Raw genomic sequence first — 24,153 nt, forward strand, 5'->3', positions numbered from 1 at the left:
CGCCGCCCGTGCCGACAGAAGCGTCAGATCGCCGGACCGAGTAAGTCGTCCGCGTCGGTGATGCGGTACGCGTACCCCTGCTCGGCGAGGAAACGCTGACGGTGCGCGGCGTACTCGGCGTCGAGAGTGTCGCGCGACACCACCGAGTAGAAATGGGCCTGACCGCCGTCGTGCTTGGGTCGGAGCAGTCGGCCGAGGCGCTGCGCCTCCTCCTGCCTCGACCCGAATGTGCCCGAAACCTGTACTGCGACAGATGCTTCGGGTAGGTCGATCGAGAAGTTCGCCACCTTGCTCACCACGAGCGTCTGAATCTCGCCCTTGCGGAACGCGTCGAAGAGCACTTCGCGTTCCTTGTTCTTGGTCGAACCCTGAATGACCGGAGCGTTCAGGGCCTCACCGAGCTCGTTCAACTGGTCGAGGTACGCGCCGATCACCAGCGTCGGAGCGTCCTGGTGTTTGGCGAGGATCGACTTCACGACGGCGATCTTGGTGTGAGCCGTCGAGCACAGCTTGTAGCGCTCTTCGGGTTCGGCCACGGCATACGACATGCGCTCGGCATCGGTGAGAGTGACGCGAACCTCGATGCACTCCGCCGGTGCGATCCACCCCTGCGCCTCGATGTCCTTCCACGGCGCGTCGTATCGCTTCGGGCCGATGAGCGAGAAGACGTCACCCTCGCGCCCGTCCTCGCGGACGAGCGTTGCCGTCAGACCGAGGCGTCGACGCGACTGCAGATCTGCCGTCATTCGAAACACCGGGGCGGGGAGCAGGTGGACCTCGTCGTAGATCACCAGACCCCAGTCGCGGGAATCGAACAGTTCCAGGTGCTTGTATTCACCCTTGGTGCGACGCGTGATCACCTGGTACGTGGCGATTGTCACAGGGCGAATCTCTTTGCGCTCTCCCGAATACTCGCCGATCTCCTCCTCGGTGAGCGAGGTGCGCGCGATCAGCTCGCGCTTCCACTGCCGACCGGCGACGGTGTTGGTGACCAGAATCAGTGTGGTGGCCTTGGCCCGTGCCATCGCCGCCGCGCCGACCATTGTCTTGCCCGCGCCACACGGCAGTACGACGACGCCCGAGCCGCCGGCCCAGAACGAATCCGCCGCCATCTCCTGGTAGTCGCGCAGTGTCCACTTGCCGCCCTCGGTGTCGAGTTCGATGGGGTGAGCTTCGCCGTCCACGTATCCGGCGAGGTCTTCGGCAGGCCAACCGATCTTGAGGAGCATCTGTTTGAGGTGTCCGCGTTCGCTGGGATGGACGATGACGGTGTCCTCGTCCACCATGGCACCGAGCATCGGCGCAATCTTCTTGTGGCGCATGACTTCTGTGAGCACAGCGCGGTCGAGACTGATCAGGGCCAGGCCGTGGATCGGGCTCTTGACCAACTGCAGTCGGCCGTAGCGAGCCATGGTGTCGACGATGTCGACCAGCAGCGGTTGCGGCACCGCGTAGCGCGAGAAGTTCACCAGCGCGTCGACCACCTGCTCGGCGTCGTGGCCGGCAGCGCGCGCATTCCACAGGGCCAGCGGGGTGATGCGGTAGGTGTGCACGTGCTCGGGGGCACGTTCGAGCTCCGCGAACGGTGCGATGGCCGCCCGCGCTGCACCCGCGAGTTCGTGATCGATCTCGAGCAACAGCGTTTTGTCGGACTGAACGATCAGCGGGCCGTCGGTCACGGTTCCTCCTAGAGACTTCCGCCGCGCCCGAAAGAGCGCAACTTCTCCATTGTCCACAGGTAGGGGCGCGCGTGCACGTGAGCGTCGAACTACTCGACCAGAGCGACCGAGGTGATGCGATGCAGGGTGAAGCGCCGAACCCCTCCGGTGGCGGGATCGAACGCGTCGAGTTGGCCGCCGCCGATGCTGATCGGATCGACGATTCGGTGGGTCGCGACCCCCTGTGCATCGACGTAGCCGATGCTGACACTGCGTTTGACCTTGGCTGCGGTCTGCAGCAGCGTCATCGTCGCGGTGCTGCTGGCGCGAGAGCCGTCGGCGCGCACCACCGCACCGCCGTTGCCTGCCGCCCGGTCGGCCGCGCGCATCCCACGCACCAACGAACCCAGCTGTTCCTCGGTGGGGACAGCCGGAGTTCGGAACGTCTGGCGTGGCCGCCGTGCCGATACCCGCGACCCGCGGGCGCGCAGATCGACGATGGTTCCGGACGAGTCCTCACCAGCAGGCGCGAAGCCGGCCCCGGCCAGCACCGAGAGCACCTCGGCAAGCGGAGCCTGCGAGATCGCGACGGTCGGGGCGAGGGCTCGAAGGGCCAGCGATTCCGCCGCCGGGGAGGCCATCACCTCCGCCAGCAACGCCGGGTCCTCGCATCGGACGAACGACGCGGCGACGCCTGCCCGCAGGCGACCGTGTCGACGCGCCACGTCGTCGATGAGATAGGTCAAGGCCTGCGGCACCGGTGTGCGTGAGTGGGTCGCGAACAGCGCGTGCAGCTCGGACGCGCTCAATCCCACATCGAGGGCGCGTCGCAGGCTCGTGTCGCTGATCCGGTACATCGTCGCTGCCCCCGCCGATTCGACGTCGGCGACGAGTTCGATCCGATCGTGCAGGTCCGGCTCTAGCGGGCCCGGTGCCACCAGCGTGAGATCTGCCTGCACCAGGACGTAGTCGATCGGCTCGGGCAAAGCCGCGCGCATGTCGGCCTCGGCGTTGCCGTCGTGCAGCAGTGAGCGCCCCGGGGTCGACATCGCTCCGCGGCCGACGATTCCCAGTGCGGTTGCTTCGGCGACGACGTGTCCGACGGGTGTGACGCCGAAGCGTCCGGACCATCGGGGACGACGCCACGCCAGGATCCGGGCGAGATCCGCCGGCTGGGTCGAGTGTCCGCTGCCGAGTTCGGTGAGCAGCTCCAGGATCATCCGTCGATCCCGCGGTGCTGCCGGAGAGCGAACTTCCTCGGACAGGGCGGCGATGGGCTTGTCGTTGGGGTCACGCATCCCGATGACCCACGGTGCCCGCGGCACCTCGAGCCAGGCGGAGGCGAGCGTGTGCCAGCGGGCCGCCGGGGCAGCGGTGAGCCAGGCGTCGACCGCCGGTGTGGGAGCCCAGTAGTCGTCGCCGGTGTCGGACGCGGGAACCGGGTCCGGTGTTCCGCTGGAGATCAGATGCGCCGCCGCCAGCAGTTCGACGAGGATGCTGACTCGGTCGTCGTCGAGGCCGGTTGCCTTGGTGATCTTGCGGAGCTCGCGCACGCCAAGTCCGCCGGCCTTGAGCGCAGGAGCGGGCGACGCGGAGAGAGCTTCGATGATCAGGACGCAGTGCCTACCCAGTTCGAGGGCCTCGCCTGCGGCAGCGGCATCGACGTCGGTGAGCGACTGTGCCTTGGTGGCGAGCTTCGGCTCGGCGAGCGACCGTGGATCGGACATCGGCTCGCCGCGGAGAATCTGCCCCACCTGGACGGGTAGCTCGACGGTTTGCTCGTCCAACCAGATCAGCAGGCCGGCGGCGAGCAGCTTCTGGACCGGCCGGTCCGGCGGAGTGCCAGGTGCCGCGTCTCGGGTGCGGCCGGTCGGGGACGATCTGGCGAGGGTGTCGAGCAGATTGCGTTCCCCCTCGCCGAGTTCGGCGAGAGCTGCGGTGATGTGCGACTCGGTGAGATTGTCGACCGGATCGAGCGCGCGTCCGATGCGCCACGGCACGGCGTCCGCGGCGGTCGCGCTGATTCGGAGGCCGGACGCGTCGCCCCACACCAGCAACCGCTCGCGGAGCTGGGCCAGCGCTTTGTCGACGCTCTTGGCCGGTGCGCGTTTGGCCACGACGGCCAGTAGTGCAGCGCGAGTGACGGGCCGTTCGTAGGCCTCCTCGATGGCGAGGATCTCGAGGACGGTCAAGGCGAGTGTGTCGAGGGTGTCCGCGGTGTGCAGAATCGACCGTCGTTGCTCGGCCCGTCCGGCGAGTACGGCCAGCGATGCGGGCGGCGGCGCGGTCAGATCCGGGCGCAACGACATGGCCTTGATCAGCTCGGCGTCGGAGCGAGCTGCGATCCACTGAGGTAGATCAGGGGGCGTGTCGGTGTGTCGGTGCGCAGTCGTGTCGGTCATCGTCTATCAGATTAGAGACCTGGGCTGGTGCTCGCCGCAGGGCAGGTGTCAAAATAGGCGCATGGTGAACAAGTCGAAGAAGCCCTATGTCGATCCAGGCTGGCCGGAAACCGCTCGCGGTGACCATGCGGTGACCGAACTCTCGTCCGCTCGATCGGGTGGCTTGTCGCCCTTCGGCGAGGACACCGAGTTCCCGCTGCCCGTCGAAGACCTGCCCTACGCGCATCCGGTGACCGTGGTCAACCGCTAGAAAAGGCCACGCAGTACGAAAAAGCCCCCGACGATGTCGGGGGCTTTTTTCGTACGAGTTGCGAACCGTCGCGGGCGCTTACTGGGGCAGGAATGCCTTGTTGGCCTGGTAGAAGTTCACGACCTGCGGATCGAGCTGGATGCCCTGCGCTGCGTTCTGGACGAACGAGGCGATCGCCGGATCGTTGGTGAGGTTCTGGACGGCGGTGACGATGCCGTTGACGACCTCGGCCGAGCTGTCGACTGCCGGGATGGACGACAGGTCGGGAAGTGCGGGAACTTCCGGTGCCTTGGGGGTGACCGGAACGCTGCGCTCGGTCGGCGCGCTGCTCAGGCCAAGGCTCGAGGAGCAGGACGGCCATGCGCCCCAGCCCTGCGAGTCGAGGACCTTCTCTGCGACTGCGATCTGCTCTTCGCGGCTGGCCTGGTTGGCCGTGGCTGCGTACTGCTGGCCGCCGTGTGCGTTCCAGGTGCTGGGGGAGAACTGCAACCCGCCCTGGAAGCCGTTGCCGGTGTTGATGCCCCAGTTGCCGCCGGCTTCACACTGTGCAAGGCGATCCCAGTCGGAATCCGGTGCCGCGTTCGCGGTGCCGGTGAAAGCGATGCCCGCGGTGCCCATGATGGCTCCGGTGACAGCAACCTTCGCGACGGTCTTGCCAGTGGTGCTCGGCTTGCGATGACGTCCGCTCATACGAGTTGAAATCCTCTCCACACGCGCCTGCGAGGTCAGCTGTCGGGTTCGGGCTGAGAGGTAGCCCGGCCTTTTCGCTCATTCGTCTCGAATGGGCAATTGGGCTTCACCCCAAGGGAAGTCGGTGCAACTTCGTGAGTTGCGACAACTTCCCGGTTGTCCGTGGAGGACGTGGGTCCCCCGTCCTCGTCCCCTGGGTGATCGTCGAGGGTGTTCCGGTATCCGCGGGACGAGGTTTGGCGCTGCGGACCGGAGTTCGGCCGAACTTTCCGGCCGCTGCTGACCGTACTGAAATTCCCGGCTTACGTCACTATTTGGTAACTGTCGATTTCGCGGCGTCGTCCCGAGCTCATTTCGTACCTCTTTCGGGCCTCTCGCGTCCGCCCAGCTAGTGGGCGTTGCGGGCAGTGAACCCCGGTCCGTTGCCGGCCTGTTACCCAAGCGTTATGTGATGGAAGTCACAGGAGGCGAGAGTCGTCCGGAAAGTCACCGAACGGCAACGATGTCTTTGCCGAGGGGCATCAGAGATACGGGGATCAACTTCAGGTTCGCGATCGCGAGTGGAATGCCGATGATGGTGATCGCCATGGCGACAGCGGTGACCACATGAGTCAGCGCCAACCACCAGCCGGCGAGGATCAACCAGAGCACGTTCCCGACGAGCGCGCCGGACCCGGATCCTGGCTTGTCGACGATCGTCGACCCGAACGGCCACAGTGCGTACACACCGATACGGAACGACGCGATGCCGAACGGGATGGTCACGATCAGGATGCACAGCAGAAGGCCGGCGAAGAAGTAACCGATGGCCAGCCACAGCCCACCGAAGACCAGCCAGATGATGTTCAGGATCAATCGCATGATCTACCGAGCCCGCCGTCCGGAAGCCAGCGCGTACACCAAAGCCAGCACGAACCCGGCCGGTGCCGAGAACATGGCCGTCAGATACAGGCTCAGCGGGGGCTTGGAGTCGGAGAAGATCGGAAACAGCAGGATCGCGACGATGGCGACGAGGCCTATCGCGAACAGTGCGAGCGCGATGCGCAGCAGAACGGTGCTGCTCTTACGGGTCGGTGTGTCCACGTGCACCACGGTAGTGCGAAGTGCGGGGTGCGAAGAACTCGAATGCTTCATCGGTACTCACCGCGCTAGACTCGTGTATTCGCGTCCTACGTCTTCGTGGGACGCGAAATTTGTGCAGACCGCAGGTCCGAACATCGGGCCCGCGAACAACGAAACGACCGACAGCAACAGATGAACGGGTGAGCTCAGTGCCGACCGGCAAGGTGAAGTGGTACGACGTCGACAAGGGATTCGGATTCCTCTCTCAGGAGGAAGGCGAGGACGTCTACGTGCGTTCGTCGGCGTTGCCGGAGGGCGTCGAGGGCCTCAAAGCCGGTCAGCGCGTCGAGTTCGGCATGGCTGCAGGACGTCGTGGACCTCAGGCGCTGAGCTTGAAGGTGCTCGAGCCGGCACCGTCGGTGCGGCAGAACACCGGCAGCACCCGCCGTGAGCCCGTCGAGCGCAAGCACACACCCGACGAGCTGCACGGGATGGTCGAGGACATGATCACACTGCTCGAGGCGACGGTGCAGCCCGAACTCCGTAAGGGCAAGTACCCCGATCGCAAGATCGCGCAGCGAATCTCCGAGGTCGTTCGGGCCGTCGCCCGTGAGCTCGACAGCTGACATCCACCGAAACTACGGGCGGGTGCCGATCGACCAGATGGCGTGGCTGACGAACCCTTCCTGATTGGTATCGGTGTCGATGATGCCGGTGGGCAAGCGCACCTCGATGCCGAGCAGTGTCCGGTTGCTGTCGTCCTTCGTGGGAACCGTGACACTGAGCTTGGTGTCCGGCTCGTTGAACTCGGTGTTCTCCACCACGTCGCCACTGTCGTCGCCGTAGACCACGGCGAGCACCCACGGTGCGGAGTAGATGGGGGCGGGCAGCGAGAGCTGCACCGTCCTGGCGTTGCCGACCTGGACCTCGGTGGTCTCACCGACGTTGGTGCACAGCGGGTCGCTGACAGCGCAGTACAGATACGGCTCCACCACGACGGCGCGTCCGTTGGCGTACGCGGTGACGGTCGGTTCCTTCTCCGGGGCTCTCCCGATCAGCAGGGCGAGCACCGCAACGAATGCGACGGCGATGACGACGAGACCGGCGACGATGATCGCCGCGATCTTCTTGGTGCGAGGAGCGAAATTCACTTGGTCACGTTTTCGCCGAAGGAGCCGTCGGACATTTCTTGTTCGACGTGATCGGGGCGGTTGCCGCCGAAGCCGGGTAGGAGCGATCTGCCGCGGTAGGTGAGGAAGGTCTGCACGAGGCCGATCGTAAGCAACACCGACACGACGGTGAAACCGAGCCAGTATTCGGTGGGGAGCAGCACCCCGAGTGTGCCACCCAGAACCCAGCACAACTGCATGACGGTTTCGGATCGGCCGAATCCCGACGCGATCGATTCCGGCGGCAGATCGGCCTGCAGCGACGCGTCGAGGGAGACCTTGGCCAGCGCGCTGGCACTCGACGCCACCAGCGCTGCCACGGCTGCGGTGAGCAGGCTGTCGGTGATCGCAGCGACGACTGCCACTACCGTCACCGCGATGGTGCACCGTAGGACGACCAACGACGGCCGGCCGAGCTTGATCCTGGCACCGAGCGCGTTGCCCGCGAAGTTGCCGAGACCGGCGGCGGCTCCGACGAGTCCGAGCATCGCGGCCTGCTGCAGCGGCTCGTGTTCGGTGCGGGATTTGGCAACGAACGCGATGTAGAGCGTCAGGAAGCCGGTGAGGATGCGGATGGTGCCGTTTCCCCACAGTCCCACGATGACGGCCCGTCCCAGGGGCTGTCTGCGGTTCTTCGTGTTGCTCGGCGGCGTGCGGCGCAGATTCTCCGTCGGGGCACTGCTTCCGGCGAAGTCGTTGCCGTGCTGGTCGGCGTGGTAGCTCAGGGTGGCCGGCACTTCACCCTCGGTGATCTCCACCCAGGACGGGATCTGCATGCTGAGGTAGCCGCCGAGCACGGTGATCGCGGCGACGAACCACAGCGCGCCCGGTGAGCCTGCGAAGAACGCGATGCCGCCGGCGACGGCCCCTGCCGCGATGGTGCCACCGAGCAGACCGAAGACGGTGAGCCGAGAATTGACGCGGACGAGGTCGATCTCCGGCGGTAACACTCGCGGCGTCACCGCGCTCTTGAGGACTGCAAAGGACTTGCTGAGTACGAGCATGCCGAGCGCGGCGGGGTACAGCACCCAACTGTCGAAGTTGAACACCAGCACTACCGCCAGCACGGTGCGCAACCCGAACGATGTGGCCAGCGCGATGCGTCGACCGTGTTGAAGGCGGTCCAGTAGCGGCCCGATCAACGGTGCGATCAGCGCGAACGGCGCGATGGTGATGACGAGATAGAGCGCGACCTTGGTCTTGTCCTCACCGGTGGCCGCAGAGAAGAACAGTGTGTTGGCCAAGGCGATCGCCAACGCCGCGTCCGACGCGAAGTTGGCCATGGTCGCGTAGGTCAGCGCCGTGAGCCCGGACTTGTCCGCACCGTCGGCTTTCGCAGCTCGCTGGAACGACGCGATGCCTTTGCCGGTGAGCTCGCGGCCGCGCATGGCGGCAACGCGTGTGACGGTCAGCTTCTTCGGCATCGGCGGGGGCTTGCGAGCGCCGGTCCGGCCACGCGGAGCGGTGATCTTCTCGGTTCGAGGCGGATGCAGCGGCGGCAGCGGTTCGCGGCGACTCGGAACATGGGCGGAGTGAGTAGGTGCGGGCGGGTAGTTGGCCAGACCCGGATGATCCGAGTGATCAGGAGCGGAGCCTGCGGAGTGACCGGACACGCCGTTCTGTTCGGGGTCGTCCGCACCCGGTGGGGTGTGGGGGAGACGGGGATCGGTCACGGGGTCAATTCTGTCCTACGGGCGCGGTATCGGTGAATCGCACCTCGAAGATCTTGGGCCAGAATTTTCCGGTCACGAGGAATCGGTCCGTACCCGGAATCTGTGCGATGCCGTTGAAGACGTCGGCTCCGCCTCGATCGGCGGCAGACATCGAATCCCACAGCGGTGTGCCGTCGATGACGGCTGTCACCTTCCCGGTGTCGGGGTCGATGCGCATGATGTCGAATGTCTGCCACACATTGGCGTAGATCGAGCCGTCCTCGGCACAGTCGAGCTCGTTGAGCCGTTCCACCGGATTGCCGTCGAGTGTGACGTCCACCGTGTCGACGGCGTCGAATGAGGTGGGGTCGCGGAAGGTCAGGGTGGATGTGCCGTCGCTCATGACGAGGCGGTCGTCCGATGTTCCTCGGCCCTCGGTGCAGAGTCCCCAGCCTTCGCCGTCGTAGTTCACTCGACGCTGTTCGGTCAGGGTGTCCCGGTCGCGGGCGATGGCGACTCCGTCTTGCCAGGTGATCTGCCACAGGGTGTCCCCGTCGACGGTGATCCCTTCGCCGAACAGGTCGGACGGCAGATCGACTCGCGCGAGCTCGGTCATGTTCTCGAGTGAGGTGCGCCTGACGAACGACGAGCCTTCCAGCCCGGTGCCTTCGTAGAGCACGTCACCGTCGATCTCGAATCCCTGAGTGAACGCGCCGTCGTCGCGGTCGTATTCGCGCACGACGTCTGCGGTCAGGGTCGGCACCGAGTCCGAGGTCGTCGGAGCTGCGGTCGTCGATCCCGATGTCGACGAGCACGCGGTGACCGCGAGTGCAGAGGTCAGGACGGCGGCGAAGGTGCGAGCGCGGACGGTCATTGCATCCATGATGGCAGCCCGAACTGGGCGTCACCGAGTCGATGCGGCAAACTGAATGTGTGAGTTTCGTATCTTCTCCAGAGCTCGATTCCATCCGCCCAGTCTTGGCCGATGCCGTGGACCTCGCGCGGCAGGCTCTGCTCGACCTGGGAGAGGGAGGTGTCGGCGAGTATCTCGGGGTCACCGTCGAGGACGCCAGCGCGGCCACTCACCGGTTCGTCAGCGATCTCGAGGGCTACCGAGGGTGGCAGTGGGCCGTCGTGGTCGCGGCCCCGGAGGACGCCGATCGCGCCACGGTCAGTGAGTTGGTTCTGCTGCCGGGCCCCAACGCTCTGGTGGCACCGTCCTGGGTGCCGTGGGACGAACGTATCCGTCCCGGTGATCTGGGACCTGGCGATCTGCTGTCTCCGCGACAGGACGACCCACGACTCGTGCCGGGCTACGTCAGCTCGGGCGACCCAGCCGTCGACGACGTTGCCGGCGAGATCGGTCTCGGTCGAACGAAGGTCACCAGCCTCGAAGGACGTCTCGACGCCGCCCAACGCTGGCACGACGGCGATTTCGGTCCCGATGCCGAGATGGCCAAGGCTGCGCCGTCGACGTGCGGGCTCTGCGGCTTCTACCTGCCCATCGCCGGATCGTTGTCTGCCGCATTCGGAGTGTGCGGCAACGAATTCGCCGCCGACGGGCGCGTGGTGCATGCCGAGTACGGCTGCGGTGCGCACTCCGATACCGAACTGCCCACCGGAGCAGGATCACCGCAATTCGAGCCGTACGACGACGCGGCTCTCGACGTCACCGTAGCGCCGACGCCTCCGGTCGAGACAAGTCCTCCGGTCGAGGCCGTTTCTGCGGACGAGACCACCGACAGTGTGGACGGGTCCGACGGACCGACCGAGGCAACCGAAGCGCCGGCAGAGGCAGAGGCCGTGCAGGTGGAGGCAGTTCGGGAAGCAGAGGTACCGGCCGGTGAAACGGCTCCGGTATCGAGCGAGTCGGCGGAACCCGAGGCGGCTGATGAGACTGTGCACGAAGAGGATTCGGTATCTCCGAGCTGATCGACCCGTTCGATACCGGGTCGCTGCGCGAGTCGATTCTCGCGGCCTGGGCCTCGTCGCCCACGCGGCTTCGTGAGGATTCGGCGTCCGAGTCGGATCTGGTGCGCGGAGGCTACCGCGACCGGCTCTTGACCGAGCTCGCGCAGAACGCCGCGGACGCGGCGTCGCGGGCGGGTGTGTCGGGTCGATTGGCCGTGTGGACCGATGATGCCGGTTCCATTCACATCGCCAATACCGGTGCTGCGCTCGATGTTTCGGGTGTACATGCACTGACGGCCCTGAGAGCGTCGGCCAAGACTGCTGCAGATGGAGGCGTCGGGCAGTTCGGAGTCGGTTTCACCGCGGTGCGATCGGTGTCCGACGAGATCGAGGTGCGATCGCTGGGCGGCGGTGTGCTGTTCAGTGCGCGGCGCACCTCGGCTGCGCTGCGCGAGCGCGGAATGGCCATGCCCGAGGCGGGTGTGCCGGTACTGAGGTTGGCGTGGCCGGTGGCGGAACCGCCCGCTGCGGGGTTCGACACCGAGATCGTGCTGACGCCGCGGACGGATCCGGACGCGGAGTCCTTTGGCTCCGGATATGCGGACGAGGCCGCGGATTTGCTTCTCGAACTCGAAGCGCTGGACTCGATCGAGATCGAGGGCGTTGTGATCGACTGCGTCAGAACGACACTCGACGCCCAGAGTGCCGACATCGCGATCGGATCGCGAACATGGCGACAGTTCACCACCCCTGCCGCGCGCTGGCTGGCTCCCGTTGTCGACGGTCTACCCGTTCCTGCGTCACCCGACGTGTTGCGGGCTCCCACCCGATCGGACGAGCTGTTGTCGTTGCCCGCGTTGGTGATTGCCGATGTGCCGATGCAGCCGGACCGGCGGCGCGTGCTGCCGGGTGTCTCGTTCGATGCGGTGGCACGCGGGTACGCGGATTTCGTGGCGTCACTGCCTGCGTCGTCGCGGGTGTCGTTCGTGCCCGAGGTCGGATTCGCTCGAAGCGAGGTCGATGGGCAGTTGCGAGAGCTGATCTTCCGTCGATTGTCGAGTGCGCCATGGCTTCCCGGTGCGCACGGACGCGACCTCGTGCCCGAGCGGTCGAATGTCGTCGCGGACGCCTCCGAGGAACTCGCCTCGGTGCTTATCGACGTCGTACCCGATCTGGTCGACGCGACGCTGTCGGGAGCGCGCGACGCGTCGGCGCTCTCGGCAGTGGGGGTGCACCGGATCGGATCGGCCGGGCTGGCGGAGATGCTCGGTGGTCTGGATCGCGAGCCGCGGTGGTGGCAGCAGCTGTACGACGCGTTGACACCCCTCGTCGTCGACGGTGTTGTTGCGGAAGAGCTTGCTGCTCTGCCTGTTCCGCTGGCAGACGGCCGCACGGTGACCGGTGCACGAACAACGGTGATCGGCTCCGACGCCTCGGCGGCGGTGACATGGGTGCGTCTGGTGCATCCGGATGCAGTGAGTCCGCTGCTGACGCGGCTCGGTGCCCGCGCGGCAACCGCATTCGAATTGCTGACGGACCCGGCCCTCGAGGCGACACTCGACGATCTCGACTGGGACAGCCACGACGACGTCGAGACTTTGGTGAATGCCGTTCTCGCCCTGGCTGCGGAGGCGGGTGAGCTGCCTGGCTGGATCGGTGGCCTGCCGCTCGAAGACGAGCACGGCGAGCTGCGCAGTGCCGACGAATTGTTGCTTCCCGGAGCGCCGTTGGCGGATCTGCTGGTGCAGGATTCACCGTTCGGCGTACTCGCGCCTGCGGTGGTGACGAGGTTCGGTGAGCGGGCTCTGCGTGCGGTGGGCGTCGGGTGGGGTTTCTCGGTGGTACGCGACGAGCTGCCGACCGGGCCGGATCACGACCTCGACGACGAGCCTGCGTGGTGGTCCGGCCTGTCCGCGGAACCGGACACGCTGCTCGCAGTCCGAGATCTCGATCTCGTTCGTTCGGACGCCTGGTCCGAGGCCTTGACCGTTCTGCTCGACGATCCCAATACCCGTGCGGCTCTGACCGATCGGGACGGCTACACCGCGTGGTGGCTCAGGCGTCATGCGCGAATGCAGAGGGTGCCCCTGAGTGCGTTCCGTGCGCCGTCCGACGAGACTTTCGCAGGCCTGCTCGATCCGCTGGATCACCCGCGCGCCGACGAGCTGGAGGCGGTGCTCGCTGCGCCGAAGTGCGAGAGCGTCGAGACAGCTCGTGTACTGCTGCAGGCTCTGTCGGATCCGCAGAGGCATCCGAGTCCCGCGGTGATCGCACGTACCCACACGCTGATCGCGACCGCAGTTGTCGACGGGCGCATCGACGTCGCCGACATCGATCCACCGGATCGAGTTCGCACTCTCGGTGGAGCAGTCATCGACGCGTCGGACGCGCTGGTGATCGACACGCCGTGGCTGGCAAGCGTCGTACCGCCGGAGGTTGCAGTTCTCTCGGACATGTCTACCGCGGCCGCTCTGGCGGACGTTCTCGACATCGGGCCTGCGTCGGAGGCGATCAGCGGAGAAGTGCTCGGAGTCGGACGTGTCAGCTCCTGGGACCGCGAACCTGGAGCGGTATTGGCCTGTGCAGTAATGGGATTGCCGCTGCCATCAGGAGGGGTGGTGGTGCACCGGGAACTGATGGTCCGATCGACCGGGGACGTCAGCGGTGACCACGCCGTGCCGTTATGGGTTACCGCAGACGGAACCGTCCACTGCACGGAGAGTTGGGAGCGACCTCGTGGGCTTTGACGCGACAGTGCTGGACTGGATGGTCGGGCATCGAGTCGACTGGCTCACCACGATGTTCTGGATCATCACCACACTCGGCAACACGGTGTCGATGTTTCTGTTGTCCGCGGTGGTCGTCGTTGCGGTGCTTCGCGTGGGACGCAGGTCGGATGCCGTTGTCGTCGCGGGTTCGATGCTCACCGGCTGGGGCCTGATGAATGCGCTCAAATTCGCGTTCGCGCGGGAGCGTCCACCGATTCCGGAGCGGCTGGTGGATATTGCGAGCCATTCGTTTCCGTCGGGCCACGCGATGATGTCGATGTTGCTTGCCACGGTGGCGATCGCGGTGATGATGCGATCGCCGCATCCGTGGCTGCATCGGCCGGTGCTACTGGTGCTACCTGTGGTCGCGACCCTGCTGATCGGATTCTCTCGGATCTATCTGGGTGCGCATTGGACCACGGACGTGCTGGCCGGCTGGGTGTTCGGTGCCCTGTGGGGGCTGGGATGGATCTATGCCGTCAGGCAGATCAGCGCGAGAAGTCCGAGCGCTGGGCGATGACGAGCAGCTCGTCGCGCATGGCCGGGCTGGAGACAGCGTTGGCGCGTGCGTAGAGAGCGCGGAGCGAGCGGACGTGGTTGCGACGGTTGCGGTACTGAGAGACGAGCTTCATGGCCTGGCTTTCGTGGATCAAAGAGGGTGTTTGACTGACATAACCCATGGTCCACGTTAACTTTGTGTTACTCAACCGGCTGAGGGGTTAGTTTGCCCACGTCAGGGGCGGTGTCGTGATCGGGCTAACGTGATGCTGGTCTCAATCGAGGCCGCGCTGGGCGGTTTTGCTCCCACGACGTGACGCGGCTCTCTGCATCAGGAAGATTCCGAACCCTACGGCACCGACCGCGATGCCGGACCAGCACGTGGCGAGCGCATCGCCGGTGCGGTCGCCGGTGGCGGTGAACACCACCAGCGCGACGATCCAGCCGAGTATGCCGATCGCCAACACCGGAACCGGATCGGTGAGGCTGCGCGGGATCTGGGGGAGGTCGGCCACAAAATCACGCTACGCCACCATATTTCCCCAAGTCTCGCAGTGTGCTTTATCGTTCGCTCATGCAATTGTCGTCGCGGCTACTCGACAACTACTTCAAGATCACCGAGCGCGGCTCGACGGTGGGGTCCGAGGTACGGGGAGGCGTGGTCACCTTCGTGGCCATGGCCTATATCGTCGTCCTGAATCCGCTGATTCTCGGCAGCTTCTCCGCCGACGACGCAGCGGCCAAGACCGACGTGCTCGGCAACATTCTGCCGGTGGCCCAGGTTGCCGCAGTGACAGCGCTGGTAGCCGGGTTCATGAGCATCGCCTTCGGCATCATCGCGAACTACCCCTTCGGTATCGCGGCAGGCCTGGGCATCAACACGTTGCTTGCCGTGACCATCGCACCCCAGGTGACGTGGCCCGAGGCGATGGGACTGGTGGTCATCGACGGCATCATCATCGTGTTGCTGGCCGTCACCGGATTCCGCACGGCGGTCTTCAACGCGATCCCGGCGGAGCTGAAGGCAGCGATCGCCGCCGGTATCGGCGCGTTCATCGCGTTCATCGGGCTGGTCGACTCCGGCTTCGTGCGCCGTATCCCCGACGCCGCAGGTACGACGGTTCCCGTCGGGCTCGGCATCGACGGATCGATCGCGTCGTGGCCGACGGTCATCTTCGTGTTCGGGCTGCTGCTGATGGGTGTACTCGTGGTGCGCAAGGTCCGCGGCGGACTGCTGATCGGCATCGTCGTCACGACGATCTTCGCGGCGATCGTCGAGGCCGTCACCGATGTGGGGCCCTCCAATGGCGTCGACCCCAAGGGGTGGAATCTGTCGGTGCCACAGTTGCCGAGCCAGTTGGTGCAATCTCCCGATCTGTCGCTGGTCGGCAACGTCGATCTCTTCGGAGCGTTCACTCGCATCGGCGTGCTGGCGGCAAGCCTGCTGGTGTTCACGCTCGTGCTCGCCAACTTCTTCGACGCGATGGGCACGATGACCGGCTTGGGCAAAGAAGCGAATCTGGACAAGGACGGGAAACTGCCGAACATCGGTAAGGCTCTGGTGGTCGAGGGTGCCGGAGCGATCGTCGGTGGCGGTGCGTCGGCGTCGTCGAACACCGTGTTCGTGGAATCGGCGTCCGGAATCGCCGAGGGTGCCCGCACCGGGCTGGCCAATGTGGTCACCGGATTGCTGTTCTTGTTGGCCATGTTCTTCACCCCGCTCACGGCCGTCGTCCCGATCGAAGCGGCTGCTCCCGCACTGGTCGTGGTGGGTGCGCTGATGATCGGGCAGGTACTCGATATCGACTTCAAGCGCTTCGATTACGCGCTGCCCGCCTTCCTGACCATCGTGGTGATGCCGTTCACCTACTCGATCGCGAACGGGATCGGCGTCGGTTTCATCACCTGGGTGGTACTTGCGGTCGGATCCGGCCGCGCGAAGTCGGTACATCCCCTGTTGTGGATTGTTGCACTGCTGTTTGTTGCATATTTCGCGGTGGGACCCATCACCGAGGCGGTTACATGACGCGCGGTCGGTACCAGGGCGTATTCTCTGCGCTGTGACGTCGGGAAACGTAGTTAAAGACAACCGGGAATTGGCAAGCGATCTGTCGCTTGCGGTGGTGAGGCTGACTCGCCACCTTCGAGGTAGGCGAGTGGACTCGCAAGTATCACTGACGCAGCTGTCGGCTCTGGCCACGCTGAGCCGGGAGGGCGACATGACGCCCGGTGCGTTGGCTGCGCGCGAGAGGGTTCAGCCGCCGTCGATGACGCGGGTGATCGCGTCGTTGGCCGAACTCGGCCTCGTGGTGCGCACTCCGCACCCCACCGACGGACGCCAGGTGATCGTCTCGCTCTCGCCTGCCGGTCAGGAGCTGATCGCCGACGAGGCAAGCGCGCGCGAGGCGTGGATGACCGCCCAGCTCGCGGGCCTCACGGCCGAGCAACTCGACATTCTGCGTGACGCGGTGAACATCATCGGCGCCCTGGTGAGCGACTCCGAGTAGTTACCTAGGTTTATTATCTGAATGGTGGCCCCTGCTTCCTCTACATCCGGTTCGTCGATGTTCGCTGCTCTGAAGACTCGCAACTACCGATTGTGGGCGTCGGGGCAGATCGTCTCGCTGGTGGGAACGTGGATGCAGCGGGTTGCCCAGGACTGGCTCGTACTGACGCTGTCCGGCGGCAACGGCTTCGCCGTCGGCATAGTCATGGCCCTGCAATTCGGGCCGACGCTGTTTCTCTCGGTCTGGGGTGGGGTACTGGCAGACCGGTACGACAAGCGCAAACTCCTCATGATCACCCAGGTGTTCGCCGCAGTCTGTGGTCTGGTGCTCGGCGTGCTCGACGTCGGCAACATGGTCGAGCTGTGGCACGTCTACGTCATCGCCTTCATCCTCGGCTGCTCGTCCGCCATCGACGCGCCGGTGCGGCAATCTTTCACCATCGAGATGGTCGGCAAGGAAACTCTCTCCAACGCGATCGCGTTGAACTCGATGACGTTCAACATGGCGCGGATCGTCGGGCCTGCTGTGTCCGGAGTGCTCATCACCCTCGTCGGTACCGGCTGGGTGTTTCTCATCAACGCGGTGTCGTTCGCCGCGGTGTTCGGTGCCCTCGTGGCGATGAACGTCGGTCAGCTCTTCCGCGTCGAACCCGCCCCGCGAGCCAAAGGGCAGGTGCGTGAAGGCTTCCGGTACGTGTGGGGGCGGGGCGACCTTCGCGTCTTGCTGGCGACGGTGTTCATGGTCTCGACGTTCGGTCTCAACTTTCCCCTGAGTCTGTCGGTGTTGGCGCGCAACACGTTCGGCAGCGGAGCCGACGCATACGGTTTGCTGTCGACCACCCTCGCGGTCGGCACGTTGGCGGGAGCGACCCTGGCGGCCCGGCGCGCCACGGCCCCGCGATTACGGCTCTTCATCGGTGCCGTCATCGCGTTCGGGCTGTTCGAGCTGCTCGTGGGGTTGATGCCAAATTACGTTCTGGTGGCCATTCTGTTGGTGCCCACCGGCGCGTTGACGCTGACGTTCACGACGTCGGCGATGAACATTCTGCAGATGTCGGTACCGTCCGACATGCGCGGGCGCGTGATGGGCATCTACATGCTGTGCTTCCTGGGCGGAACCCCGCTGGGCAGCCCGGTGCTCGGCTGGCTCGCCGACGTCCTCGATCCACGCGCACCGCTCGTGTTCGGCGGCGTCATCTCACTGGCGACGGGTCTCTTCGCAGCCGTGTATCTGCTGCGGCACAACAACTTGCGGATCACCGTGGTGCCGCCCGCCGACGGTCACCGGCTGCCCACCCTCGACACGGTGGCCGTCGGAAGCAAGGTCTGACGCTCGTCAGATCCACCCGTGGCGTCGGGCCAGTGCGCAGGCCTCGTGCCGGTTCGCCGCCCCGAGTTTCGCGGCCGCCGCCGACAGGTAGTTACGTGTGGTCCCCGGCGACAGATGCGCGCGCTGGGCGATCTCCGCGATCGATGCGCCGTCGGCGGCAAACTCGAGCACATCGGCCTCACGCGGTGTGAGCGGTGAGTCCCCGGCCCCGATGGCTTCCGCGGCGAGTGTCGGATCGACGTAGCGCCCGCCGCCGTGCACGGTGCGCACCACCTCGGCCAGGGTGGCGGCCGAGGTGGTCTTCGGCAGGAACCCCCGTACGCCTGCTTCGAGCGCCTTCTTCAGGTAACCCGGCCGACCGTGACTGGTGACGATGATCGACGCGCAGGCGGGCAGTGTCTCGGCAATCTTCTGGGCCGTCTCGATGCCGTCGATCCCGCCCATCTGCAAGTCCAGCACGGCCACGTCGGGTGCGAGGGTGGCCGCCACGGTCAGTGCTGTCTCGCCGGAGTCGGCTTGACCGACGATCTCGATATCGTCCTCGAGATCGAGCATGGTCGCGAGCGCCGATCGAATCAGATTTTCGTCGTCGGCCAACAGGACTCGGATCATGGTGTGGTCCTCTGGTTCTGGGGCGATGTCGGCAACATCGCCGTGAGGGTGAAGTCGTCGCTGGTCTTCTCCGCCGACACGGTGCCTCCGACTGCGACCAACCTTTCGCGCAGGCCGCTCAGGCCGGTGCCGTCGTCGCGGCCGGTCGATGGTTGCGGATGATCGTTGATCAGTCGAATGCTGTTGTCGGTCAGCTCGATCCGGCAGTAGGTAGCCGCGGAATGTCGCAGAATGTTCGTCACTCCCTCGCGGACCACCCAGGCGGCCGCCTCGGCCGCACGCTCGGACAGGACCGAGGTCTCGCCGACCAGTTCGGTGGAGATGCCTGCCGCGGACAGCAGCGATCGAGCTCCGTCGAGTTCCGACGCAACATCGACCGATCGGTAGCCCCGAACCAGCTTTCTGGCGTCGGCCATGGATTCCTGGGCCAGAATGCGAACCTCGTCCATCTGGCCGGCCGCTCGGTCGTCCCCCCGACGAGCCAGCGTCGCGGCGAGTTCGCTCTTGACGGCTATGGCCGAGAGTGCGCGTCCGACGACGTCGTGCAGATCTCGCGAGAATCGCAAACGCTCCTCGGCCACCGAGAGGGCGGCGGCGGCGTCGCGGGTGGCGTCGAGCTCGGTGACGATGCGCAGCAACCACGCCGACAGTTGGACGGTGAACGCCATGAAGGCGATGAAGATGCCGAGTATCAGAGTTTCCACTGCCGGGGTTCCCAGAGCCGCCGCAAGCGCAGCGGCCGCCGCGGCTGCGGCCAGGGACCATCGCAACGGAATCAGGGTCGCGACCGCAGTGGTGACGAGTACGGCGGCCCACAGTGCGTTGCTCGTGGTCCCTCCGGCAACCAGCACGACGGCGGCGACGGCCATGATCGCCAACGGGATTCGTGGATTGGCCGTCGACTCGCCGCCGAGCTCGGGGGTGCGCTGCACAACGACGAAAGCAGCGGCGGCACACACCGCTGCCGCCGCCGTCGATAGGTAGTCGTCGTACTGAAGCGTTGTCAGCATCGCGCCGCCGGCAACACCGACGGTGATGAGCAGGAAGGACTGGCGGGTGTAGACGCGTACCTTGTCCACTGCACTGCTCTCGTTCCAGCCGTGCAGTGGGTTGAGGTACTCGTACAGCTTCATGATCTCCAGCCTTGCAGACGGACGACGAAAGGTGCGATCTAGGACCGCGGTTCCCACCGAAAGTGCGTACGGGCGATGAGTACGCTCCCGACGATCCAGGCGAGCATCACCGCGAGAGGCATTGCGGCCTCGCCGAAGGTGCCGGCGAATCCGATCGATGTGTCGCCGGGCGTGGTGGTACCGAACCAGCCCAAGTTCAGCAGGTCCGACACGGCCGCCATCGGAGTCAGTTCGATGACCTTGCTCAGCGAATCCGGAAGTACGTCGCGCAGCAGGGACGAACCGGCCATGGCGATCAGGATGACCGGCAGGCTGGTGATCTGCGCCGCTTCGGCGTTGCGGGTGAAGGCAGACGTGATCAATGCCAGAGCGGCGAACAATGCGGCACCACCGAGAAGGGCAACGGCGACGAGCAAAGCATTGGTGGGAACCGGGCCGCCGAAGGCCACCACCACGGCACCGACGATCAGACCGAGTGCGACGGTGAGGATCAGTGAGGGTATCGCCGGGCCGAGCAGAATCTGAACGTCCGAGCTCTCCCCGGTACGAAGTCGTTTGAGCACCAACTCGTCTCGACGTGTGGCGTAGATCGAGAGCATGTTGTAGTAGACCATGAACACCAACAGGAACAGGGCGAAGATCTCGAGCGCGGCACCGACGCCGGTGTCGGTCAGTCCGTCGTCGCCCCGGCTGCCGACGATCAGCAGCACGACGGGGAAGATCAACGGCATGACGACCGCGTTGAACAGCAGTACTCGGTTGCGTCCGAGCAGTGTGAACTCTGCTCGCGACAGGGCGGTCATCGTGTTCATGCGCTCATCACCTTCTGGTCTGTGAAGTCCGAATTGTCGAATTCGTCTGCGATGGAAAGGAACACGGTCTCCAGCGATGCCGCTCGGGCGTCGAGACCGTGCAGGGTCACCCCGCTGGTGCGAGCCCACAGCAGCAGGTCGGTCAAGGTGTCTTGTACCGAGGACGTCTGGATCGAGATCGTGTCACCCGAGACGTCCATGGACGTGCCCGGCAGCGACGGCAGTGCCGTGCCCGGGGCCTTCAGTTCGATCTTCGCCGGGTGATCGGCGACCACCTCGTCCACGGTGCCACTGCGAACAACCCTGCCGCGGTGCATGATCGCGAGTCGGTCGCACAGCGACTCGGCCTCGTCCAGGTAGTGCGTCGTCAACATGATCGTCACGCCGGAGTTCTTCAGCTCTTGAATCAATCGCCATGTGTTGCGGCGACTTTCGGGGTCGAGACCGGTGGTGGGCTCGTCCAGGAACAGGATGCGCGGACGGCTGATGATCGCGCAGGCGAGGTCCAGCCGGCGCTGCTCGCCGCCGGAGAGAAACTTCACCCGAGTATCGGCGCGATCGGCCAGGTCGACGCGATCGAGTACCTCGGTCACCGGCAACGGATCGCTGCAGGTGCCGGCCCACATCCGCAGACTCTCGGCGGTCGTCAGATCCTGTGGCAGGCCACCCTTCTGCAACATGATGCCCAGAGCCGGCCGCACCTTACGGCGATCGGCCACAGGATCCATTCCCATGATCCGTACCGTGCCCTTGCTGGGCCGCGAAAGACCCTGAATCACTTCGAGAGTCGAGGTCTTGCCGGCACCGTTGGTGCCCAGTAGTCCGAACAGCTCACCCTCGGCGATATGCAGATCGAGAGCCTGGACGGCCTCGTACGCATTCTTGCCCGAGCCGTAGCGACGCGTCATGCCGTCGACGTCGATGATGGTCATGATTGCTTTCCCCACTGGCGCAGTCCGATGACGAACCGGACGCCCATGAAGGCGACGATGACGCCGAGTGCGACGAACGCCGGAAGCGACGTACCGACAACCGCGAACAGCACGGCGACAATGGCGAGACTGATGACGATGACGACGATCTCACGCGCCATGGTCGGAGCCGGTCCGAGCTCCATCAGATCGGTGAACAGATTTCCTTCGTCTGGTTGCTTCATGACTACGAGTCTGCTGCGCCCGGACCACCGAAAACAGTGCAGCGCATCATGACCTGAAGTGACACCGTCACGGTCCAGCCATGACAAAAGTCATGGGTCGTGCAGCTCCTGTCCCTCCACCCGATCTCCACCCGTGGGTCGATTCGCCACCACCGCGATCTTCGTAGCGTTACTGCCATGAACATTGCAACGATTGCTCTCGTAGTCCTCCTGGTCGGATACCTGCTGGTGCGGCGCATGACCGGCCAGCTCATGGAAGCCCGGCGCATGCTGGTGTTGCCGGCGATTCTGGCCCTCGTCGGGTTGGCATCACTGAACTCCACGGACCTGTCGGCCACGGCCATCGGGTTCCTCCTCCTCGGCTGCATCGTCGGCGTGGGCTTCGGGGTGATCCGCGGCTACACCGTCAGAATCTCCGAGCGGGACGGGACGGCCTGGATGCGGTACTCGGTCGCGTCGATCGGCCTGTGGATCGCCGCCATCGCCGTCCGCGTGCTGCTGATTCCGGTGGAGAGCGCCATCGATCCGACCGCGGCGTCCGTCGCCGGTCAGGCCACGATGCTGGCCGTGGGCATCGGATTCCTCGCCGAGTCGATCGCCGTTCTCTACCGCGCCATGCACTCCGACGCCACCATCGTCTGGCGTGCCGACAAGTCCGGTCACCACACGATCTCGCCTACGCTGTCCGACATGCACAATCGGGTTCGCGGCGGAGGAACGAAGATTCGGTGACATCGGCACCCAACCCCGACGTACGGTTGCCCACGCTCGACAGCCTCAGGCTGTCGAGCCGGCCGTATGTTGCGGCCATCGTGATCGTCGCGGCGTTCGCCACATCGGACCTGAGCAATCCGCTTCTGCTCGCGCTGCTCGTCGTCAACAGTGTCGTGCTGCTGGCATCGGCGATTCCGCGGCGGTTCGTCGGTCCGCGTTCGTCTCTGGTCGGTGCGGGTGTCGCGCTGGTCGCGTCTGCAGCGATGCTTCCCCTCGGGGGCACCACTGCGGCAACGCTGTTCCCGTTTCTGATTGCGGGACATGCGGGGTGGCGATTCAAGCCGTCCGTCTCGTTCCCGTTCGCGATCGCGATCAGCGTGGCGTGCGCAACCGCGCTGTTGATCGCCGAACACAATGGTGTCGACGGATGGCCTTGGGCTACAGGGTTGTTCGCGGGTTGGCCGGTGCTGATCGGGTACTCACGGCGCAGTCGGCTGGACGCACTGCGTAATGCGCGCCGCGCCACCGATGCCGAACTCCGCGAGCATGCCCTGGCCGAGCGTGCCCGCATCGCCCGCGACATTCACGACGTACTCGCTCACTCGCTGTCCGGGGTCAACATGCAACTCGAAGTCGCCGACGCGTTGCTCGACGCCGGCCGTGCCGAGGAGGCCAGAGCGGCAGTGGGCAAGGCGCAGAGTCTCGTTCGGGAAGGACTCACCGAGACCCGCCGTGCCGTGCAGACTTTGCGTCAGGATGCGCTGCCCCTCGTGCCGACGTTGGCCGCTCTCGTGGGCGAGGACGCGAGCTTCCGTGTCGACGGCACGGCTCGCGATCTCGATACTCCGCAGGCCCAGTTCATGGTTCGGTGCGCGCAGGAGGCGATGACCAACGCACGCAACCACGCCCCCGGGGCTGCTGTCGATGTGGTGCTTCGGTTCGATGCCGGATCGGTCGAACTCTCCGTGGCCAACGGCCCGGCCCTGTCGCAACCGGACCCGGTCGAGAGCACCGGGATGGGTCTTGTCGGTATGCGCGAGCGCGCCGCGCTCGTCGGCGGGTCGGTCACTGCTGGTCCCGACGGGCGCGGTTGGATTGTGCGTGCCTGGATTCCTGTGCACAACCGCGCTGAACCGGATACGGAAACGAGAGCATGAGCATTCGGATAGTGATCGCCGACGATCAGGCGTCGGTGCGTGAGGCGCTGGCCACGATGTTGGACCTGATAGAGGACATCACCGTGGTTGCGACCGCTGCCGACGGAGCGAGTGCGGTCACCGAGGTGACCGCGGCGATGAGCGACGATCCCCTCGACGTAGTGCTGATGGATCTGCGGATGCCGGGAACCGACGGAATCGAAGCGACGCGAATCCTGAAGGGGCGCTTCCCCGATTTGCCCGTGGTGGTGTTGACGACCTTCTCGGACGAACGCTCGATACTCGATGCACTCGGCGCAGGCGCACGCGGATATCTCACCAAGGACGCCGGACGGGTCGAGATCGCGGCGGCATTGCGAGCGGCCGCAGCGGGGCAGGCGGTGCTGAACCCGGAGGTCCAGGCACGATTGCTCGGAGCCGTCGAAGCGCCTCGCACGCAGCAGATCCCGGCCGGGTTGACGCCACGCGAGCTGGACGTCCTACGCGCGATCGCCGCCGGCCTCTCGAATCGGGAGATCGCTCAGCAGATGTTCGTGAGCGAGGCGACGGTCAAAACACATATCAATCATCTGTTCGCCAAGGCACAACTACGTGACCGGGCTCAGGCCGTGCACTTCGCATTCACCCACGGTTTGGCGGGATAAGCGGCTCACCTGCGGGAACGCACGTGTTC

General features: G+C 65.5%; 26 protein-coding genes and 1 riboswitch. Of the genes, 11 read left to right on the plus strand and 15 right to left on the minus strand.

The features are described 5' to 3' along the window. Nucleotides 1-23 precede the first annotated feature (23 nt). Together ACQR3T_RS00130 and ACQR3T_RS00135 are read right to left on the minus strand one after the other, a co-directional pair. Nucleotides 24-1,679: a DNA repair helicase XPB gene (locus ACQR3T_RS00130; protein ID WP_032378320.1), complete on the minus strand. Its 1,656-nt coding sequence runs from the start codon at nucleotides 1,677-1,679 to the stop codon at nucleotides 24-26. Nucleotides 1,680-1,768: 89 nt separating this feature from the next. Continuing rightward, on the minus strand, nucleotides 1,769-4,060 hold the full coding sequence (locus tag ACQR3T_RS00135) for a helicase-associated domain-containing protein (protein ID WP_428692158.1): 2,292 nt from the start codon (nucleotides 4,058-4,060) through the stop codon (nucleotides 1,769-1,771). 61 nt (nucleotides 4,061-4,121) lie between these two features. On the opposite strand from ACQR3T_RS00135, the gene ACQR3T_RS00140 reads away from it, so the two are divergent. Beyond that, nucleotides 4,122-4,310 carry a hypothetical protein gene (locus ACQR3T_RS00140; RefSeq protein WP_008719333.1) on the plus strand — a complete coding sequence of 63 codons (189 nt, stop codon included), beginning with the start codon at nucleotides 4,122-4,124 and terminating at the stop codon, nucleotides 4,308-4,310. Nucleotides 4,311-4,388: 78 nt separating this feature from the next. Here ACQR3T_RS00140 and ACQR3T_RS00145 read toward each other — a convergent pair whose 3' ends face one another. From ACQR3T_RS00145 to ACQR3T_RS00155, 3 genes are all read right to left on the minus strand, one after another. Beyond that, on the minus strand, nucleotides 4,389-5,000 hold the full coding sequence (locus tag ACQR3T_RS00145) for a transglycosylase family protein (RefSeq protein ID WP_032377425.1): 612 nt from the start codon (nucleotides 4,998-5,000) through the stop codon (nucleotides 4,389-4,391). A gap of 8 nt (nucleotides 5,001-5,008) precedes the next feature. Then, nucleotides 5,009-5,210: riboswitch (cyclic di-AMP (ydaO/yuaA leader) on the minus strand. Nucleotides 5,211-5,486: 276 nt separating this feature from the next. Continuing rightward, a complete protein-coding gene (locus ACQR3T_RS00150) occupies nucleotides 5,487-5,861 on the minus strand; it encodes a YccF domain-containing protein (RefSeq protein WP_032377424.1) in 375 nt (124 codons plus the stop codon). Between the two features lie 3 nt (nucleotides 5,862-5,864). Continuing rightward, nucleotides 5,865-6,083, minus strand: a complete 219-nt coding sequence (locus ACQR3T_RS00155; protein ID WP_032378319.1) for a hypothetical protein — start codon at nucleotides 6,081-6,083, stop codon at nucleotides 5,865-5,867. Between the two features lie 188 nt (nucleotides 6,084-6,271). Here ACQR3T_RS00155 and ACQR3T_RS00160 point away from each other — a divergent pair, with 188 nt between their 5' ends. After that, complete coding sequence (locus ACQR3T_RS00160) at nucleotides 6,272-6,688, plus strand: cold-shock protein (RefSeq protein WP_008719325.1); 417 nt, start codon at nucleotides 6,272-6,274, stop codon at nucleotides 6,686-6,688. Between the two features lie 12 nt (nucleotides 6,689-6,700). Here the strand turns inward: ACQR3T_RS00160 and ACQR3T_RS00165 are convergent, their stop codons facing one another. From ACQR3T_RS00165 to ACQR3T_RS00175, 3 genes are read right to left on the minus strand one after another with little or no spacing between them, the layout of a single operon-like run. Next, on the minus strand, nucleotides 6,701-7,213 hold the full coding sequence (locus ACQR3T_RS00165) for a DUF2771 family protein (RefSeq protein ID WP_428692159.1): 513 nt from the start codon (nucleotides 7,211-7,213) through the stop codon (nucleotides 6,701-6,703). After that, entirely contained in the window at nucleotides 7,210-8,904 is a 1,695-nt protein-coding gene (locus ACQR3T_RS00170) for an MFS transporter (RefSeq protein ID WP_428692160.1), read from the minus strand. Before ACQR3T_RS00170 ends, ACQR3T_RS00165 begins: the two co-directional genes overlap by 4 nt. Nucleotides 8,905-8,908: 4 nt before the next feature. Beyond that, on the minus strand, nucleotides 8,909-9,757 hold the full coding sequence (locus ACQR3T_RS00175) for a glutaminyl-peptide cyclotransferase (protein ID WP_428692161.1): 849 nt from the start codon (nucleotides 9,755-9,757) through the stop codon (nucleotides 8,909-8,911). A 59-nt stretch (nucleotides 9,758-9,816) separates the two neighbouring features. Between ACQR3T_RS00175 and ACQR3T_RS00180 the strand changes: the two genes are divergently transcribed. The 3 genes from ACQR3T_RS00180 to ACQR3T_RS00190 are packed head-to-tail and all read left to right on the plus strand — an operon-like array spanning nucleotide 9,817 to nucleotide 14,082. Continuing rightward, on the plus strand, nucleotides 9,817-10,815 hold the full coding sequence (locus tag ACQR3T_RS00180; protein ID WP_428692162.1) for a DUF3027 domain-containing protein: 999 nt from the start codon (nucleotides 9,817-9,819) through the stop codon (nucleotides 10,813-10,815). Continuing rightward, complete coding sequence (locus ACQR3T_RS00185; RefSeq protein WP_428693020.1) at nucleotides 10,812-13,541, plus strand: sacsin N-terminal ATP-binding-like domain-containing protein; 2,730 nt, start codon at nucleotides 10,812-10,814, stop codon at nucleotides 13,539-13,541. Before ACQR3T_RS00180 ends, ACQR3T_RS00185 begins: the two co-directional genes overlap by 4 nt. Beyond that, complete coding sequence (locus tag ACQR3T_RS00190) at nucleotides 13,531-14,082, plus strand: phosphatase PAP2 family protein (protein ID WP_428692163.1); 552 nt, start codon at nucleotides 13,531-13,533, stop codon at nucleotides 14,080-14,082. Before ACQR3T_RS00185 ends, ACQR3T_RS00190 begins: the two co-directional genes overlap by 11 nt. On the opposite strand, the gene ACQR3T_RS00195 is transcribed toward ACQR3T_RS00190, so the two are convergent. Then, complete coding sequence (locus tag ACQR3T_RS00195) at nucleotides 14,051-14,194, minus strand: hypothetical protein (RefSeq protein ID WP_155289340.1); 144 nt, start codon at nucleotides 14,192-14,194, stop codon at nucleotides 14,051-14,053. The two genes, ACQR3T_RS00190 and ACQR3T_RS00195, sit on opposite strands and share 32 nt — an antisense overlap. 141 nt (nucleotides 14,195-14,335) lie before the next feature. After that, complete coding sequence (locus ACQR3T_RS00200; protein ID WP_032377420.1) at nucleotides 14,336-14,575, minus strand: DUF2530 domain-containing protein; 240 nt, start codon at nucleotides 14,573-14,575, stop codon at nucleotides 14,336-14,338. A gap of 59 nt (nucleotides 14,576-14,634) precedes the next feature. Here ACQR3T_RS00200 and ACQR3T_RS00205 point away from each other — a divergent pair, with 59 nt between their 5' ends. The 3 genes from ACQR3T_RS00205 to ACQR3T_RS00215 are packed head-to-tail and all read left to right on the plus strand — an operon-like array spanning nucleotide 14,635 to nucleotide 17,896. Continuing rightward, nucleotides 14,635-16,086 (plus strand): NCS2 family permease, encoded by a 1,452-nt coding sequence (locus ACQR3T_RS00205; RefSeq protein WP_037175673.1) that lies wholly within the window; start codon nucleotides 14,635-14,637, stop codon nucleotides 16,084-16,086. A 34-nt stretch (nucleotides 16,087-16,120) separates the two neighbouring features. Continuing rightward, complete coding sequence (locus tag ACQR3T_RS00210; RefSeq protein ID WP_032377418.1) at nucleotides 16,121-16,567, plus strand: MarR family winged helix-turn-helix transcriptional regulator; 447 nt, start codon at nucleotides 16,121-16,123, stop codon at nucleotides 16,565-16,567. A 57-nt stretch (nucleotides 16,568-16,624) separates the two neighbouring features. Continuing rightward, nucleotides 16,625-17,896: an MFS transporter gene (locus tag ACQR3T_RS00215; RefSeq protein WP_032377417.1), complete on the plus strand. Its 1,272-nt coding sequence runs from the start codon at nucleotides 16,625-16,627 to the stop codon at nucleotides 17,894-17,896. A 6-nt stretch (nucleotides 17,897-17,902) separates the two neighbouring features. Here ACQR3T_RS00215 and ACQR3T_RS00220 read toward each other — a convergent pair whose 3' ends face one another. From ACQR3T_RS00220 to ACQR3T_RS00240, 5 genes are read right to left on the minus strand one after another with little or no spacing between them, the layout of a single operon-like run. After that, on the minus strand, nucleotides 17,903-18,508 hold the full coding sequence (locus ACQR3T_RS00220) for a response regulator transcription factor (RefSeq protein ID WP_032377416.1): 606 nt from the start codon (nucleotides 18,506-18,508) through the stop codon (nucleotides 17,903-17,905). Further along, complete coding sequence (locus tag ACQR3T_RS00225) at nucleotides 18,505-19,641, minus strand: sensor histidine kinase (protein WP_428692164.1); 1,137 nt, start codon at nucleotides 19,639-19,641, stop codon at nucleotides 18,505-18,507. The genes ACQR3T_RS00220 and ACQR3T_RS00225 overlap by 4 nt, the downstream gene beginning before the upstream one ends. 38 nt (nucleotides 19,642-19,679) lie before the next feature. Continuing rightward, nucleotides 19,680-20,453, minus strand: a complete 774-nt coding sequence (locus ACQR3T_RS00230) for an ABC transporter permease (RefSeq protein ID WP_428692165.1) — start codon at nucleotides 20,451-20,453, stop codon at nucleotides 19,680-19,682. Next, on the minus strand, nucleotides 20,450-21,385 hold the full coding sequence (locus ACQR3T_RS00235; RefSeq protein WP_428692166.1) for an ABC transporter ATP-binding protein: 936 nt from the start codon (nucleotides 21,383-21,385) through the stop codon (nucleotides 20,450-20,452). Before ACQR3T_RS00235 ends, ACQR3T_RS00230 begins: the two co-directional genes overlap by 4 nt. Next, nucleotides 21,382-21,609 carry a hypothetical protein gene (locus ACQR3T_RS00240; RefSeq protein ID WP_052070307.1) on the minus strand — a complete coding sequence of 76 codons (228 nt, stop codon included), beginning with the start codon at nucleotides 21,607-21,609 and terminating at the stop codon, nucleotides 21,382-21,384. The genes ACQR3T_RS00235 and ACQR3T_RS00240 overlap by 4 nt, the downstream gene beginning before the upstream one ends. Before the next feature lie 177 nt (nucleotides 21,610-21,786). Between ACQR3T_RS00240 and ACQR3T_RS00245 the strand changes: the two genes are divergently transcribed. From ACQR3T_RS00245 to ACQR3T_RS00255, 3 genes are read left to right on the plus strand one after another with little or no spacing between them, the layout of a single operon-like run. After that, entirely contained in the window at nucleotides 21,787-22,341 is a 555-nt protein-coding gene (locus ACQR3T_RS00245; RefSeq protein WP_032404404.1) for a CcdC protein domain-containing protein, read from the plus strand. Then, nucleotides 22,338-23,480: a sensor histidine kinase gene (locus ACQR3T_RS00250; protein ID WP_428692167.1), complete on the plus strand. Its 1,143-nt coding sequence runs from the start codon at nucleotides 22,338-22,340 to the stop codon at nucleotides 23,478-23,480. Before ACQR3T_RS00245 ends, ACQR3T_RS00250 begins: the two co-directional genes overlap by 4 nt. Then, complete coding sequence (locus tag ACQR3T_RS00255; protein ID WP_032404402.1) at nucleotides 23,477-24,124, plus strand: response regulator transcription factor; 648 nt, start codon at nucleotides 23,477-23,479, stop codon at nucleotides 24,122-24,124. The genes ACQR3T_RS00250 and ACQR3T_RS00255 overlap by 4 nt, the downstream gene beginning before the upstream one ends. The last annotated feature ends 29 nt before the right edge of the window (nucleotides 24,125-24,153 follow it).

The sequence above is a fragment of the Rhodococcus sp. IEGM1428 genome (genome assembly GCF_050321865.1).
In the GTDB taxonomy this organism is placed as follows: Bacteria; Actinomycetota; Actinomycetes; order Mycobacteriales; family Mycobacteriaceae; genus Rhodococcoides.

What these genes read in the sequence shown, in the direction of transcription:
- ACQR3T_RS00245 (WP_032404404.1), top strand. Translation starts at nt 21,787, where the DNA reads ATGAACATTGCAACGATTGCTCTCGTAGTCCTCCTGGTCGGATACCTG.
- ACQR3T_RS00195 (WP_155289340.1), bottom strand. Translation starts at nt 14,194, where the DNA reads ATGAAGCTCGTCTCTCAGTACCGCAACCGTCGCAACCACGTCCGCTCG.
- ACQR3T_RS00230 (WP_428692165.1), bottom strand. Translation starts at nt 20,453, where the DNA reads ATGAACACGATGACCGCCCTGTCGCGAGCAGAGTTCACACTGCTCGGA.
- ACQR3T_RS00145 (WP_032377425.1), bottom strand. Translation starts at nt 5,000, where the DNA reads ATGAGCGGACGTCATCGCAAGCCGAGCACCACTGGCAAGACCGTCGCG.
- ACQR3T_RS00215 (WP_032377417.1), top strand. Translation starts at nt 16,625, where the DNA reads ATGTTCGCTGCTCTGAAGACTCGCAACTACCGATTGTGGGCGTCGGGG.
- ACQR3T_RS00135 (WP_428692158.1), bottom strand. Translation starts at nt 4,060, where the DNA reads ATGACCGACACGACTGCGCACCGACACACCGACACGCCCCCTGATCTA.
- ACQR3T_RS00240 (WP_052070307.1), bottom strand. Translation starts at nt 21,609, where the DNA reads ATGAAGCAACCAGACGAAGGAAATCTGTTCACCGATCTGATGGAGCTC.
- ACQR3T_RS00235 (WP_428692166.1), bottom strand. Translation starts at nt 21,385, where the DNA reads ATGACCATCATCGACGTCGACGGCATGACGCGTCGCTACGGCTCGGGC.
- ACQR3T_RS00255 (WP_032404402.1), top strand. Translation starts at nt 23,477, where the DNA reads ATGAGCATTCGGATAGTGATCGCCGACGATCAGGCGTCGGTGCGTGAG.
- ACQR3T_RS00150 (WP_032377424.1), bottom strand. Translation starts at nt 5,861, where the DNA reads ATGCGATTGATCCTGAACATCATCTGGCTGGTCTTCGGTGGGCTGTGG.
- ACQR3T_RS00225 (WP_428692164.1), bottom strand. Translation starts at nt 19,641, where the DNA reads ATGAAGCTGTACGAGTACCTCAACCCACTGCACGGCTGGAACGAGAGC.
- ACQR3T_RS00205 (WP_037175673.1), top strand. Translation starts at nt 14,635, where the DNA reads ATGCAATTGTCGTCGCGGCTACTCGACAACTACTTCAAGATCACCGAG.
- ACQR3T_RS00220 (WP_032377416.1), bottom strand. Translation starts at nt 18,508, where the DNA reads ATGATCCGAGTCCTGTTGGCCGACGACGAAAATCTGATTCGATCGGCG.
- ACQR3T_RS00175 (WP_428692161.1), bottom strand. Translation starts at nt 9,757, where the DNA reads ATGACCGTCCGCGCTCGCACCTTCGCCGCCGTCCTGACCTCTGCACTC.
- ACQR3T_RS00140 (WP_008719333.1), top strand. Translation starts at nt 4,122, where the DNA reads ATGGTGAACAAGTCGAAGAAGCCCTATGTCGATCCAGGCTGGCCGGAA.